At 34.0% G+C, this 14,498-nt stretch carries 14 protein-coding genes; 3 read left to right on the top strand and 11 right to left on the bottom strand.

Features of this window, described 5'->3' with window-relative positions; translation table 11 throughout:
- Positions 1–29: 29 nt before the first annotated feature.
- The 6 genes from K0R77_RS00385 to K0R77_RS00360 all read right to left on the bottom strand — a co-directional run bounded on the left by K0R77_RS00385 (position 30) and on the right by K0R77_RS00360 (position 7,137).
- Complete coding sequence (locus K0R77_RS00385; protein WP_300346124.1) at positions 30–1,211, bottom strand: acetyl-CoA C-acyltransferase; 1,182 nt, start codon at positions 1,209–1,211, stop codon at positions 30–32.
- Between the two features lie 103 nt (positions 1,212–1,314).
- On the bottom strand, positions 1,315–3,708 hold the full coding sequence (locus K0R77_RS00380) for a 3-hydroxyacyl-CoA dehydrogenase/enoyl-CoA hydratase family protein (protein ID WP_300346122.1): 2,394 nt from the start codon (positions 3,706–3,708) through the stop codon (positions 1,315–1,317).
- Between the two features lie 94 nt (positions 3,709–3,802).
- Entirely contained in the window at positions 3,803–4,252 is a 450-nt protein-coding gene (locus K0R77_RS00375; protein WP_300346121.1) for a MarR family transcriptional regulator, read from the bottom strand.
- Positions 4,253–4,420: 168 nt separating this feature from the next.
- The gene (locus K0R77_RS00370; RefSeq protein WP_300346120.1) at positions 4,421–5,344 is read right to left on the bottom strand and encodes an ABC transporter ATP-binding protein; all 924 of its coding nucleotides are present in this window, start codon (positions 5,342–5,344) and stop codon (positions 4,421–4,423) included.
- A gap of 239 nt (positions 5,345–5,583) precedes the next feature.
- Positions 5,584–6,555, bottom strand: coding sequence for an iron ABC transporter permease (locus K0R77_RS00365; RefSeq protein WP_300346119.1), 972 nt, complete (start codon positions 6,553–6,555; stop codon positions 5,584–5,586).
- Between the two features lie 21 nt (positions 6,556–6,576).
- Complete coding sequence (locus K0R77_RS00360) at positions 6,577–7,137, bottom strand: TlpA disulfide reductase family protein (RefSeq protein ID WP_300346118.1); 561 nt, start codon at positions 7,135–7,137, stop codon at positions 6,577–6,579.
- Between the two features lie 121 nt (positions 7,138–7,258).
- Between K0R77_RS00360 and K0R77_RS00355 the strand changes: the two genes are divergently transcribed.
- Positions 7,259–8,383, top strand: coding sequence for a ferredoxin--NADP reductase (locus K0R77_RS00355; RefSeq protein ID WP_300346117.1), 1,125 nt, complete (start codon positions 7,259–7,261; stop codon positions 8,381–8,383).
- Positions 8,380–8,997 (top strand): ElyC/SanA/YdcF family protein, encoded by a 618-nt coding sequence (locus K0R77_RS00350; RefSeq protein WP_300346116.1) that lies wholly within the window; start codon positions 8,380–8,382, stop codon positions 8,995–8,997. The genes K0R77_RS00355 and K0R77_RS00350 overlap by 4 nt, the downstream gene beginning before the upstream one ends.
- Here K0R77_RS00350 and K0R77_RS00345 read toward each other — a convergent pair.
- Positions 8,994–11,591 carry a BamA/TamA family outer membrane protein gene (locus K0R77_RS00345; RefSeq protein WP_300346115.1) on the bottom strand — a complete coding sequence of 866 codons (2,598 nt, stop codon included), beginning with the start codon at positions 11,589–11,591 and terminating at the stop codon, positions 8,994–8,996. The genes K0R77_RS00350 and K0R77_RS00345 overlap by 4 nt on opposite strands.
- Here K0R77_RS00345 and K0R77_RS00340 point away from each other — a divergent pair.
- Positions 11,577–12,302 (top strand): RNA methyltransferase, encoded by a 726-nt coding sequence (locus tag K0R77_RS00340; protein WP_300346113.1) that lies wholly within the window; start codon positions 11,577–11,579, stop codon positions 12,300–12,302. The two genes, K0R77_RS00345 and K0R77_RS00340, sit on opposite strands and share 15 nt — an antisense overlap.
- Positions 12,303–12,353: 51 nt before the next feature.
- Here K0R77_RS00340 and K0R77_RS00335 read toward each other — a convergent pair whose 3' ends face one another.
- The 4 genes from K0R77_RS00335 to cmk all read right to left on the bottom strand — a co-directional run bounded on the left by K0R77_RS00335 (position 12,354) and on the right by cmk (position 14,350).
- Positions 12,354–12,851, bottom strand: coding sequence for a phosphoribosyl-ATP pyrophosphatase (locus K0R77_RS00335; RefSeq protein ID WP_300346112.1), 498 nt, complete (start codon positions 12,849–12,851; stop codon positions 12,354–12,356).
- Between the two features lie 2 nt (positions 12,852–12,853).
- The gene (locus K0R77_RS00330) at positions 12,854–13,162 is read right to left on the bottom strand and encodes a phage holin family protein (protein ID WP_300346110.1); all 309 of its coding nucleotides are present in this window, start codon (positions 13,160–13,162) and stop codon (positions 12,854–12,856) included.
- A 75-nt stretch (positions 13,163–13,237) separates the two neighbouring features.
- The gene (locus tag K0R77_RS00325) at positions 13,238–13,588 is read right to left on the bottom strand and encodes a YtxH domain-containing protein (RefSeq protein ID WP_300346108.1); all 351 of its coding nucleotides are present in this window, start codon (positions 13,586–13,588) and stop codon (positions 13,238–13,240) included.
- A gap of 90 nt (positions 13,589–13,678) precedes the next feature.
- Positions 13,679–14,350 (bottom strand): (d)CMP kinase, encoded by a 672-nt coding sequence (cmk, locus tag K0R77_RS00320; RefSeq protein ID WP_300346106.1) that lies wholly within the window; start codon positions 14,348–14,350, stop codon positions 13,679–13,681.
- Positions 14,351–14,498: the final 148 nt, after the last annotated feature.

Here is a 14,498-nt window from a genome sequence, read left to right as displayed (position 1 = left end):
AAAATTTATAATTTAAAATCTATAATTAATTAAAGAAGTTCGAAAATTGAAGCCGCTCCTTGTCCGGTTCCCACACACATAGAAACCATTCCGTATTTGTTTCCGCGTTTTCTCATTTCGTCGAGAAGTTGAACGGTTAGTTTTGTTCCGGTACAACCAAGAGGGTGACCAAGAGCAATTGCGCCTCCGTTCACATTCAGAATATCAGGATCTAAACCTAATTCTTTTTTAATAGCAACCGATTGAGATGCGAAAGCTTCATTTAATTCAATCAGTTCTATATCTTTTAATTCTAAACCAGCCTGTTTCAAAGCTTTTGGAATTGCGTAAATTGGTCCCATTCCCATAATTCTAGGTTCTAAACCTGCTGCTGCGTAAGCAACTAATCTTGCTTCCGGTTCCAACCCTAATTCTTTTACCATTTCTTCTGACATTACGATCACGAAAGCAGCACCGTCACTCATTTGCGAAGAATTTCCTGCCGTAACTGAACCGCCGTTTGCGAATACAGGTTTTAGTTTGGCTAAACCTTCCAAAGAAGTATCTAATCTCGGGCCTTCATCAACAGAAAAATCAAACTTTTTAGTCTGCATTTTCTGGTTTTCATCCAAAAAATTATATTCGACAGGAATTGGAACAATTTGATTGGCAAACTTCCCTTCTTTATTGGCTTTCAAAGCTTTTTGATGAGATTCAAAAGCAAATTGGTCTTGCTCTTCACGAGAAATATTAAACTGTTTCGCAACTTCTTCCGCAGTGTAGCCCATTCCCCAATAATAGTCGGGATTGGTTTTTGCAATTTCAGTTTCCGGAACAGGCTTGTAACCACCCATCGGAATATAAGACATTGATTCTGTACCACCTGCAATGATACAATCTGCCATTCCTGCCTGAATTTTTGCCGAAGCAATCGCAATTGCTTCACTTCCAGAAGCGCAATATCTGTTCACAGTAACTCCGGGAACTTTGTCAGTGTTTAGTCCCATTAATGAAATTAAACGCGCAACATTTAAGCCTTGTTCAGCTTCGGGCATTGCATTTCCGACGATTAAATCGTCGACTCTGTCTTTATCTAATTGTGGAACGGCTGCCATCAGTTTTTCAATAACTGTTGCTGCCATTACGTCGGGACGTGTGAAGCGGAGTGAGCCTTTTGGTGCTTTTCCGACTGCTGTACGAAATCCCTTGATTATATATGCTTGTCTTGACATTTTCTTATTTTATTTTAATTTTAAACCTGCACTTTGTCATGCTGGAAGCATCTAAGCTCAGATTCCTACGGAATGACAAATGCTTTGTTAATTTTAGGAGTTATTAATTTCTCAAAGGTTTTCCTTTCTGCAGCATAAACTGAATTCTCTCCAAGGTTTTTCTTTCACCACATAACTGAAGGAAAGTTTCTCTCTCAAGATTCAACAGATATTGCTCGGTTACAATGGTCGGTTCAGAAAGATTTCCTCCCACCAAAACGTTGGCTAATTTATCAGCTATTAACTTATCGTGTTGCGAAATGAAATTCCCTGTTAACATTTGGTCGGTTCCAACATAAAACATTCCGAGAGCGTCTTTTCCAAGAACTTTTACGGTTTGTTCGATTGGTTGAGTGTAGCCATGTTCTGCTAAGCTTTTCGCCATCATTTTTGCAGTCATTATCTGACGTTTTTTATCGACTACAACTACATCTTTTCCTTTTTCAAGAATTCCCATATCATAAGCTTCGTAAGCAGAAGTGGCGACTTTTCCCATTGCGATATTCATGAAAGCTTCACGGAGACGGTTATTTTTCACATCATCACTGTGGAACTCTCTTGAAGTTCTCAAAGCAAATTCTTTTGTTCCGCCACCACCTGGAATGACGCCGACTCCGGTTTCAACCAATCCTATGTAAGTTTCCGCTGCTGCAACAACTCTGTCTGCGTGCATTGTCATTTCACAACCGCCACCAAGAGTCATTCCGTGAGGAGCAACCACGACAGGAATTGAGGAATAACGAACTCTCATCATCGATTTCTGGAAATAAGCAATGGCCATATTTAAATCATCCCAATCCTGTTCGATCGCCATCATTAAAATCATTGCTAAATTGGCTCCTACAGAGAAATTTGCACCTTGATTTCCAATCACTAAACCGTCGTATTCTTTTTCAGCTAAATCAATCGCTCTGTTTAATCCATCCAAAACTTCGCCACCCAAAGAATTCATTTTAGAACGGATTTCAAAATTGATAATTCCGTCTCCCAAATCTTCAATCGACGAACCTGAATTGCTCCAAAGTGTCTTATTTTTTCTGATATTATCTAAAATAATAAATGATTCCTGACCCGGAATATTATTGTAATTTCCTGAGTTTTTATCGAAGAAAATGCTTTGTCCGTCGTCATTTACTTTGTAAAATGATTCAACGTTTTTAACCCAATCTGATACTTCATAACCGGCTTCTTTCGCTAGTTCAATTCCTTTTTGAACTCCAACAGCATCCCAAATTTCGAAAGGTCCGTTTTCCCAACCGAAACCTGCTCTCATAGCGTCGTCAATTTTGTAAACTTCATCAGAAATTTCAGGAACTTTGTGAGAAACGTAGGCGAATAATGCGCCTAAAGATTTTCTGTATAGCTCTCCTGCTTTATCTTTTCCATCAATTAGAACTTTAAATCTGTCAATCGGTTTGTCGATGTTTTTCGTTAATTCTAAAGTCGGGAAAGAAGATTTACCTTGAAGCTCGTATTCTAAAGTATCGAGATTTAATCCGTGAATTTCAGATTTTCCGTCAGCACCTTTTACTTTTTTGTAGAAACCTTGCTCGGTTTTTGAACCCAACCATTTGTTATCTACCATTTTCTGAATGTATTCAGGAAGGGCAAAAACATCATTAAAATCATTCGCTTCAGCGCCACTTTGACGGACTCCGTTTGCAACCATTACCAAAGTATCCAAACCGACAACATCGGCAGTTCTGAATGTTGCAGACTTCGGTCGACCGATGATCGGACCTGTTAATTTATCAACATCAGAAACATTTAAACCTAATTTCTGAACATTGTGAAGCAAATCCATCATCGAGAAAACTCCGATTCTGTTGGCGATAAACGCCGGAGTATCTTTTGCTAAAACCGTTGTCTTACCTAAGAATTTCGCTCCATACTCCATATAGAACTTGATAACTTCGGTATCGGTTTCAGGAGTCGGGATTACTTCTAAAAGTGGCAAATATCTTACCGGATTAAAGAAGTGAGTTCCTGCAAAATATTTTTTGAAATCATCGCTTCTCCCCTCAATCAAGAAGTGAATCGGAATTCCAGAAGTGTTAGAAGAAACCAAAGTGCCAGGTTTTCTGAATTGTTCGATTTTTTCGTACACTGATTTTTTGATGTCGAGTTTTTCAACCACAACCTCAATAATCCAGTCTGTATCTTTTATTTTCTTTAAATCATCATCAAAATTTCCGACTTTAATGCGCTCCGCAAATTTCGGAGAATAGAGTAGTGCGGGACTTGCTTTCTTCAGTTTTTCAAAGTTTTCGGAAGCAATTCTGTTACGAACGGCTTTGTCTTCTTTGGTCAAACCTTTTTTCTGTTCGGCTTCATTCAACTCAAACGGAACAATATCGAGCAGAGAAACCTGCACTCCGATATTGGCAAAGTGTGCAGCGATACCGCTTCCCATAATTCCTGAACCTAAAACCGTAACGTGTTTGATTCGTCTTTTCATTAATATTTTATTTTAGTTATTATCGTTTAGATTAACTTTTAAGTTATTATTTTAAATAATTTGCTTTAACTATACCATCCAAATGATGGAAATTCTATTTTCTATTATTTAAATCAGATGCAATTTTCATAATTTCAGTCATGACTTCTTTGAAAGTCTCAAGCTTATCCGGAGCAATTTTCTCCATCACTTTTTTGTTGAAATTCACAACAACTTCCTTAGACATATTTCTTGAGCTCAAACCTTTGTCAGTAAGCTTTATGATTACTTCACGCTTATCTGTGGTAGTTTTTTCTTTATAAATATATCCGTTGTCCTCAAGTAATTTGATAATTCTTGTAAGAGAAGTCGGTTCAATTGCCATTTTGGGTCCCAAATTGGTACTTCTTGTACCTTCTTTAGGATCAATTTTCAATAAAGTAAGTGCTTGAACTGCGGTAGAATCATGCTCCTGAGCAAGCTCAGTATACATTTTCGAAACTGCCAACCAGGTCTGCTTTAGAATGAGATCAACATTTTCTGTTTTTTCTTTATTATTATCCATCATAATTTTTTTGCTAATCGGTTTTATCAAATGTAGCAAATATTATGCATGCATAGTATTATTGATTGTTAAAATTTATTAAAATCCTGATTTATAGATGATTAAAATGTATGACTAGCATAATACTATGCATGCATAGTATGTGAAATAAATAATTAAAATGCTGATTTAATGAAGCCTTAAGATTAATTTAACTATTTCTTCAAAAGATTCACATTTGTATAGTTTATTATCATATGAAATCTCCCAAATTGATTCGTTGAAGCTAAAATCAAAAGATGATAAATTTTTTTGGAAGTTTTTTTGAAGTAAAGAGTACAACATTTCTTTCTGAATCTGTGGCGATTTTATAGAAGGAGCCACAAAATTTTCGTTCACTTGGAACAGTGAAGCGTTAGTCAGTTCGTCATGTTGCAACAAAATATCTTCCACAATTCCTGAATATAAATGATGATCTTTAATGTACCACATTTTATCGGCAAATTCTTTTGCCAGTCTCCAGTCGTGAGAGGAAAACAAGATGAGTTTATTTTGTTGTTTAGCTAATTTCCGAAGCGTTTTAAGGATGATCAATTTATTCTTTTCATCCAAATGAGTGGTGGGTTCATCAAGAATAATTATCGGAGAATTCTGTGTCAAAGCTCTACCGATAAATGCTTTTTGCAGGTTTCCGTCTGATAGATTTCTAAGAAGTGTATTTTTATATTGAGTTAAATCTAATTCGTGAATAATCTCTTTAACTTCCTCTCTGTCTTTTCTTTTCAGCTCAAAATAGAAAGGATAGTAAATATATTTTCCTAGTGAAATAAGATCTTCAACCGTATGATTCTGCGGAATGACAGATTTTGAAAAAACAACTGCAATATTCTCTGCAATCTCTTTTACAGAAAGTTCTTTTACATTTCTATTATTAATTAAAATTTCTCCCGCTAATAAAGAATTCTGATGAAGGATAGATTTGATTAGAGTGGTTTTTCCGACACCATTGTTACCAATCAAGAGGCATACTTCTCCTAAATTCAAATTTGCATTGGCATTTGAAATTAGGGTTTTGTCGTAGCCAATGTTGGCTTGATTGATTTTTAGGTGCATTTGTTGGTTTGTTTAAAACATTATTTGCCAAATCCTTTTAACTTTGATATTCATTTTTGTCTTATTGATTTTACATTTAGTTTGTCATGCTGGAAGCATCTCTACAAAGTTAATTTAGATTCCTCCGGAATGACAAACGGAGTGCTTATTTTAGAATAAAATATTTTCAAATATTTGCATTATATACAAAATCTTAGAGAAAATTTAAAATTAATAATTATCTCATTCACAATTCACTTTTATACCTTATTCTGTTTCAAAAGCATCATCAAAATTACAGGAATTCCAAACAGCGAACTGATTACATTCAACGGGATTTGAGTTTTTTCAGCAGCAATTGAAAATAACAACATAATAAGCATTCCCAAAAACATATTCAAAATCCATTGTTGCCAAAGTTTTGAAGGGTTATAAATCAATCTGCAGAAATGGGGAACGATGATTCCGATGAATAAAATAGGTCCTAAAAAAGCAGTAATAGAAGCAGATAGAAGTGAAGAAGTTACAATGATCAGTATTTTTAAATAACTTAAATTAACACCTAAACTTTGTGCATAAGAACTTCCCAAAGAATTTCCAATTAAGGGTTTTATCGTTTTAAAACAGATAAATAATCCGATAAAAACTAAAATTGACAATACAATAATCTGATTTCTAGAAACCATATTATTAGCTCCGAAAGACCACAAAATATAATTTTTAAGGCTTTGATTTTCTGCGTAAAATTGCAAAAGAGAAACTATTGCTCCTGCAAAAGCAGAAACCAGAAATCCAAAAATAATCAGATAAGATTTATCCTGAAATTTGTTTGACATTGAAAGTAAGACCAACATTAACAGTAAACTTCCAACGATGGCTGATAAACTTAAAAAGCTGTTCTGCAAAAATTCGGGAAGTAAAATGCTGTGTGAAAAGAAAATGTAAAAAGCAACGGATAAACTCGCAACAGAAGTAATTCCTAAAATGTCGGGTCCTGCAAGTGGATTCTGAAAATATTCCTGCATCAAAAAACCTGATGTTGGAATCGAAATTCCTGCCAAAAGCATGACCAAAACACGATTGACTCTAATCTCAGCAATTTGCCCGTTTTCGGAATTTTGAATAAAATCTTGAAAATTTAAATCTAAAAATCCTGTATTCAGATTAACAATCGCCACGCAAATTATTGCGATGACTAAAACGGAACACAGAATTTTAAATTTATTTGACATTAAAAAAAAGTTTCCGGGAAATTATTTTATAAAAGAATTGATTTTTGAATCCAGCAATTCTGAAGTCATCATTCCTAAATATTCATCCGTCTTGTAACCTTTCCTCATGTACGTAAACGGAATTGCTCCACCGTCCCATTTTTCAAAATTATTTTTAAAGAAATTTTCGTCAAGTTGCCCACCATCCAATAAAATGGTATTGTTTCTGATTCCTTGTTTATCAACAAATTTTGGAACTTCAGAGTTCCAGACTTCTTTTGTATCTAAACTGATAAACGTGATTTTTACAGGCTGATCTTTCAACGCTACAATTTTATCTTTGAAATGAGGAATTTCTCTCACACACGGTCCGCACCAGGTTGCAAAGAAATTGGTTACATATAAAGTATCGTTTTTCTTCTGAAGAAAATCTGTTGTCTGTTGAGAATTCAATACTTTTAGCGATACTGTTGAAGGTGCAGTTTCAGGAATTGTTGTTGAAATTGAATCATTTGCAGCGGTGCTGTCTTCCGTTTTTTCAGCCTCTTTTTTACAGCTAAAAAGTGTGGCTGCTAAAATTGTTGATAAAAGTATTTTTTTCATAGGTAAATATTCTTTTGTTATCATGGAATATACGATGGGTATTTCTCACCGGTTTTATTGGTAAGAAAATTACATTGCAGACAGTTTCATATTTATTTTTTCTCTATTTTTGAATTGAAGTATGGAACAACAAATCTATAAAGGGAAACTGACACAGTTTCATCGGTTAAAAATAGCTAAAAAGGCAGACCTGACCAAAAATACTTTTTCGCTGGAGCTTGAAGTTCCTGAGAATCTTAAAGAAAATTTTAAGTTTGAAGCAGGTCAGTTTGTGAGTATAAAATTCTCTTCTCACGGCAAAGAAATAATCAATGATTACTCAATGACTTCTGCACCTTATGAGGGAAAAATCTGTCTGGGAATAAAGGTAAATTCTCCTGACGGAGCTACTTCAGATTTATATAAAAATTACCATATCGGTGATGAATTGTCTGTAAGTGAACCCAACGGAAGGTTTACTTTGGTATCAAAACCCAGTGAATTTCGAACGATTGTGGGTTTTGCTGCAGGTATAGGAATTACTCCTATTTTAAGTCATTTTAAAAATATTCTTCATAACGAGCCAAGAACCAGACTTTTTCTTTTTTTTGGAAATAAAAATTCTCAGGATCTGATTTACAGAGAACTTCTGGATAATCTTGCCAGAACTTACAATGACCGACTACAAATCCATTATTTTTATTCACAGGAAAAGACTTCACATCAGCTATTTTATGGAAGACTCGATGCTAAAAGACTAAATCTAATTATCAACCAAATTCTTCATCTGGATGATACAGATGAAGAATCTACAATCTGGGATGCGGTAGATGAAGTTTTGATTTGTGGAAAAGGGGAAATGATCAAAACTTTGGCAAATGCCTGCTATCACCACGGAATTCCAAAGAAAAATATTCATTTTGAACTTTTTGAGGAGTTTAATGATGACATTTATCCTATAGAAAAAGAATTTCCGTTAATTGAAAATGTGCAGGTCAATTTTAAAATGTTTGGAAAAAATTATCAGACTGAGCTTCCGGACAACAGAGAAAAAATTCTTCAGCAATTACTGATTCAAAACTTTCCGGTACCTTATTCATGCAAATCCGGAATCTGCGGAAGCTGCGAATGTACCCTTGAAGAGGGTGAAGTAGAGCTTCTGGAAAACGAATATCTGACCGAAAGAGAAGAAGCTCAGGGAAAAATTCTGGCATGTATGTCAATAGCAAAAACTAAAAAAATAAAGCTTAACTTTGATTTCAATTGAGAATCGTCAAAAACATATTTAAATTTATTATTGCATCATTAGAATTGATTTTTCTTTTGATATGCCTTTCTAATATCTGGGTTTTTGGGTTGACGAATGGTAGAACTTACAATAAAATCTCAAAAATTCCGCCACGTGAAATTGCTTTGGTTTTAGGAACTTCTCCGAGAATGAGGTCGGGAGTTTCCAACCCCTATTTTACAAAAAGAATGGATGCAACTGCATTGCTTTATCATCACGGGAAAATCAAAAAAATCATTGTAAGCGGTGAGAAAAGCAAAGGTTATAATGAGCCGGCTGCAATGAAAAATTATCTGATTTATCAGGAAGGTGTTCCTGAAGACATCATCATTGAAGATCCGAAAGGTTTTAATACATACAAAAGTATTCTACGCTGCAAAGATGTTTATAAAAAGGAAAATGTGATCATTGTTTCACAAGGTTTCCATAATCTTCGTGCATTATTTTTTGCCAGAAATAACAGCATGAATGCGCTGGGTTTTGATGCACAGGATGTCAACAAACCTGAAAGTTTCTACAGAAACCAATCGAGAGAGATTATCGCAAGAGTGGTTGCTGTAGTTTATTTTGTACTCGGAATTTCTCCGGATTAGAAAGGATATCCGAAAGCAAGATTTAAAGTAGGTTTGAAAGGCTGAAATTTATTAAATCTCCATCTCTCGCCATCCGGTTTATTAGGATCGTAAATTTTATATGCCAAATCTAGTCTTAAAGTTATATAAGCAACATTTACCCTTAATCCTAATCCGCTTCCAACCCCCATTTCTCTGATAAATTTGTTAAATTTAAACTGATCATCAAATCCGTTGTTATCTGTATTCCAGACATTTCCTATATCTGTGAAGATAGCTCCTTCATACATATCATTAAAAGGAATTCTGTACTCCAGATTGGTCGTTAACTTGACATTTCCCATCAGATAAGTTCGTACTCTTTCGTCAACCTGAGAACCTCCCGGACCCAAACCTCCAAAAGCCACCCAGGCACGGATGTCATTAGCACCTCCATTAAAATATGACCTCACAAAAGGCATCGATGAAGAATTTCCATAAGGAATGCCTAAACCTATATACTGACGAAGAACCAACGTCTGATTTCCATTAAATTTAAAATACTTCCTCACATCAAAATCGAATTTAACAAACTGTGCGTAAGGAATTCCGAAAATAGTTCGTTCAGGGCTTCTTAAAACACCACCGTTGTCTTCTCTCTTTTGATTGAATAAACTTGGAATATTTCCGGCAACTTCCATTTTTCCATTAAAATAGAATGCATTTGGGTAATCTTTTTTTCCGATTTCGTTATAAATAAAATTATATATAAATGATGAGATAATTACATCTTGTGTCTGTCTGTCTTTATTGACTAGCGTTCCTAAAAACTCAACCATTCTGTCGGCTTTCTCCTGATCAAGAGTTGAAATATAACTATCATCTGCAATAATCTGTTCAGAAACCTGATCTCTGGTTATCGCACCGGATTGAAACTGCTGCTGTAATTGAGGATTATAGAGAAAATAATCATCGAAAACCACTCTTCTTACAGCATCGTCATTAACGAAGAAATCGTAATAGCTGTCTTTATTTTTGGTTAAACTGAATAACGTATTAAACAAAGTCAATCTGTGAGATGACTGATCATTTACGTTTGCAAAATAATTTAAACCCGTATTAAAATTAACTCTTCCCAAACCGATATTATTCTGTACTGATGCTCCCAAAACTATTGATGAAGTAGGAGTATACCTTTTAGGAATGAGTTTGTAATAATTAAACGGAAGCAGTAATCTTGGGAAACTTAGCGATGCCTGTGCCGAATATTCATAAGCCAGGATTCTTTTATCTAAATTTTTCGGATTACGGATTGATCCAAAAGTCCCTGAAACACTAGTTGTCAGGTTTTCTGCACCTCTGAAAACGTTTCTCGTAGTCAAATCTAAAGACGGCGATATACCCCAATTTAAAAACTGGGAATAATTTAAATCTGTACCTGCTTTAATTTCATATTTAGGAAGGGGTTTTAATAAATACAAAACATCAACGATACTATCATTAGGTTTTATAGCCCCACCTTGCCTTAAAGAATCTTTAGCTTTAAGAATACTAAAATTATTCATGGCCAAAAGATTTCTCTTTGTTAAATCAAGTTGATTTTGATTATAAACAGATTTATTATCAACGATAATTGCTCTCCAGATAGAATTGGTTTTATAATTATCATTCATTTTGTGAAATCTGATTCGTCGAAGACTGTCTTTTACAGTTTTCTTTCCAAAATCACTTGGCTCATCGACTATTGCAACATCGATATTTCCAAATGTAGAACGCTTATAAGGTGAATCTGCTGAATCTTTGTGAATCTCAAGTGTTAATGGTACATTTTTTCTGTCTTTTAACGAGTCAGCTACAAAATATACTTCGTCATTCCCGTTATTGAACTTGTAATAACCGCTTCTTCGCATGAGATCATTGATTCTTGTTACTTCTTTCTCAAGAACGGTCTGGTCAAGCACTCTTCCTGATTTTACGAGTGTCTCATTAATATTTTGCTGATAGAGACTTTTGACACCTGCATCAGGAATATTGTAATAATATTCTTTAATATTGGTAGGACTGTTGTGTGTAAGAAAATAAGTTACAGCTGCTTTCTTGGAGGTAGAATCAAGCTCATGTTTAAATTTAACTTCAGAATCCCAATAACCACGGTAAGTCATCCTTTTTTCGATCGATTCTGCACTCTTATCTGTTCTTGTCTGGTCTAAAATTACAGGTGGTGTCCCAAAATTGTGTAAAATTCTGTCCCACAACAAACTCTTTCCAACACTGCTCTGCATATTATATTTAACAAATAAGGAATCCCGGAGCTTTTGGTTTCTCATTTCACTGGGATAGGTCAGATATTCACTGAATAACGTATCATACTTTGGATTTGCAGCGTTATGCAGCAGAAGCCCTAATGGTACGAAAAGGAGCTGTTTTTTATTAGGTTTTTGCTGAACGTAATCTTTCAGTTCTTCATCAAAGAATTCTTTCTTATCTTCAAATTCAAATTTGTTTTTGGTAAGCAGATATTCTCCATCCGGTACTTTTTTTGTCGTACTGCAAGCGTAAAGTAAACCAACAACTGTTGCGAATGATATAATTTTATAATATTTTTGAGGAGAATTCTTATAATGCTTACAGCTCATACAATAAAAGTTTTACAGTCTTTAGATAAAAAGAAGTTCAGGCAAAAATACAATTTGTTTTTGGTTGAAGGGAATAAAATAATTTCTGAACTTCCTGATTCTAACTTTAAAATTAAAGAAATATTTTCTACAAATCCTCAAAAATTAAATTTTAAGGATGCAACTGTACATCAAATCACTGAAAATGAACTAAAAAAAATCAGTTTCCTGCAAAATCCTAAAGATTCTGTGGCAGTTTGCGAATTGAATCAAGAATTAAAATTAGAAAATCAAAATATTCAATTGGTTTTAGATGGAATTCAGGATCCTGGAAATTTGGGAACAATCATCCGTTTGGCAGATTGGTTTGGGATTGAGCAGATCATTTGTAGTGAAGATACTGTAGATTTTTATAATCCGAAAGTAATTCAGGCAAGTATGGGATCTTTTACAAGGGTAAATTTAATGTATTGCAATTTAGTTGAATATTTATCTGAAACTCAAAACACCAACATCGGAACCGATATGGAAGGAGAAAATATTTATTCTTTTCAAAAACCTGAAAAACTGAATTTAATTTTAGGAAACGAAGGAAACGGAATGCGTGAAGAAACGGAAAAATTACTTCACAAGAAAATATCAATTCCAAGATTCGGAAAATCTCAATCCACAGAAAGTCTGAACGTTTCTATGGCTGCAGGAATTATTTTAGGACAATTGTTTTCGAAATAGAAATTAGAAACTAGCAAAATTTAATTTAAACTAATTTCTAATTTCTTAAAATCATATAAGTTGTTCCATACTGGATACACTTTTTGTTTTCTGATACGCCTCCAGTTTTGTTCTGACAAATTTGAGAGCCATTGGTGCTACATAAATTAATACTGCTCCTAACACTTTCTTTTTCCAGTTTGAACTGCGCATATTTTTCTTTGCATAATTGGCAACCAAAGCAGTAACGGCAAGTTTTACGACAGTATCCATTGCATCGCCTTTAAATGCGCTTCCTGCAATTCCCATCGCGGTATTTCTGCTCAAAAAAAGATCTTTCACTTCGGAAGTCAGTTGTTTGGCAATAACATCTTTTCTTAAAACTGTTTTCTCTTCACCGTCTTCATCTATTTTCTCTTTCAGATACTGATCAGTAAGACCGTTGGTAAATGCGCTCAGGCTTTCTTTGGTGTTTTTAAAAGTCAATAAACCTTCCAAATCTTCAATTTCACCCTTTAAAAGCTTTTTCTTTCTTCTTAGTTCTTCCAAACTATTGTAATTTCTGCTCATAATTAGTGGTTTAAAAATTCGATTACTTTATTTGCGATAATATTGACAATACGTTTTTTAAAGCTAACAACTATTAATGTTATTAACAAATAAAATGCTGCAACAATTAAAAATCCGTATGAAGTATTGTTCAATAGCTTACCGATAAAAAATGCCAGTCCAAAATTAAAGAGGATAATGAAAAAAGCAAAAGCAACTAATAAAATAACCAGATAGGCGATTACTCCGGCAGAAATTGATGATTTTTCTGTTGCCTGAATTTTCAGCAAATCTATTCGCTTTGATGCATATTCTTTTATAGTTTCTATCATTGTTTTTCTTTAAAGTTACAAAAAAAGGAACTTTAATTTGGTCAAAGTTCCTTTTATCATTTAATTAAAATGAATTTATCTTTTCAGATCATTCAATCCTGTTTCAACATCTTTTACAATGTCAGTCGTTTTAGAAACGATTTGATCTTTGTATTTATCATAACCGTCTTTCACAGTATGAGCTACATTACTTGCTGTTTCTTTGAAAGTAGAAGAGATGTTTCCGTACTGATCTTTTACTTTTTCAGAAACTTCTCCGTATTTGTTTTTAGCTTCCTCCTTTAAGTCGTTAGCTTTATTTTTAATTTTTTTTCTGGTTTCTTTTCCTTCTTCAGGAGCGTATAACATTCCTAAGATTACACCTGCCGCAGCACCTGCTAAAAGTCCTGCCAAAATACCTGCTGTATTATTTTCTTTTCTAGACATTTCTTGTTTTTTAATTATTGTTAATAAATATTCTATACTTCAAATCTTACAATTAATATACCAAATAAGGATTCTGGCAGATAAAAAATGTTATTTTTTTAAATATGACAGTATGCTTTCTATTGTCTCTTTTTTAGTAAGCATCGTATTATCAATGACAATTGCATCATCTGCTTTCTTTAAAGGTGCAATTTCTCTTTCACTGTCGATACGATCCCTTTCTATCAGGTTTTCTCTCACCTGAATTTCGTCAGCTTCAAGTCCTAAGCTTAATAATTCCTGATACCTTCTTTTGGTTCTCTCATCAATACTTGCTGTCAGGAAAAATTTAAAATCGGCATTTGGCAGTACAATTGTGCCAATATCTCTGCCATCCATAATGATTCCGCCTTTTTCTGCCAAATTGCGTTGAGACTGCAAAAGAAAATCTCTTACTTCCTTTTGTTTTGCAATTAAACTTACATTATTTGAAACTTCGTTAGAACGAATTTCTTTAGAAATATTGATATGATTTAGGAAAAGAACCAGTTCGCCATTATCATTTTTAAATTCAAGTTCGATGAGTGAGAAAGATGAAAAAAGCTGCTTTAGATTGATTGTTTGATCGTCATTTAAACAGTTTTGTAATGCAAACCAAGTAATGCCTCTGTATAAAGCTCCTGTATCTAAGTGTACAATTCCTAATTTTTCGGCAATAATTTTTGAAATAGAACTTTTCCCCGTAGATGAGAATCCGTCAACTGCTATTACTGGTTTTTTCATCTTACAAATTTCAAAAAAAAATCTCAAAATCCAAAGAATTTGCTGATTTAAACTTGAGAAATTATGATTATTCTAATGATTATTTTAACGCAAAGTTCGCAAAGATTTATTTAACTAAATACTGTTTTTAAGTTCGCAAAGGCGTTCC

This window comes from Chryseobacterium sp., assembly GCF_029240215.1.
Taxonomy (GTDB): domain Bacteria; phylum Bacteroidota; class Bacteroidia; order Flavobacteriales; family Weeksellaceae; genus Chryseobacterium.
The sequence above is the reverse complement of the archived record's forward strand: the minus strand, read 5'-3'. Positions and strand labels throughout refer to the sequence as shown.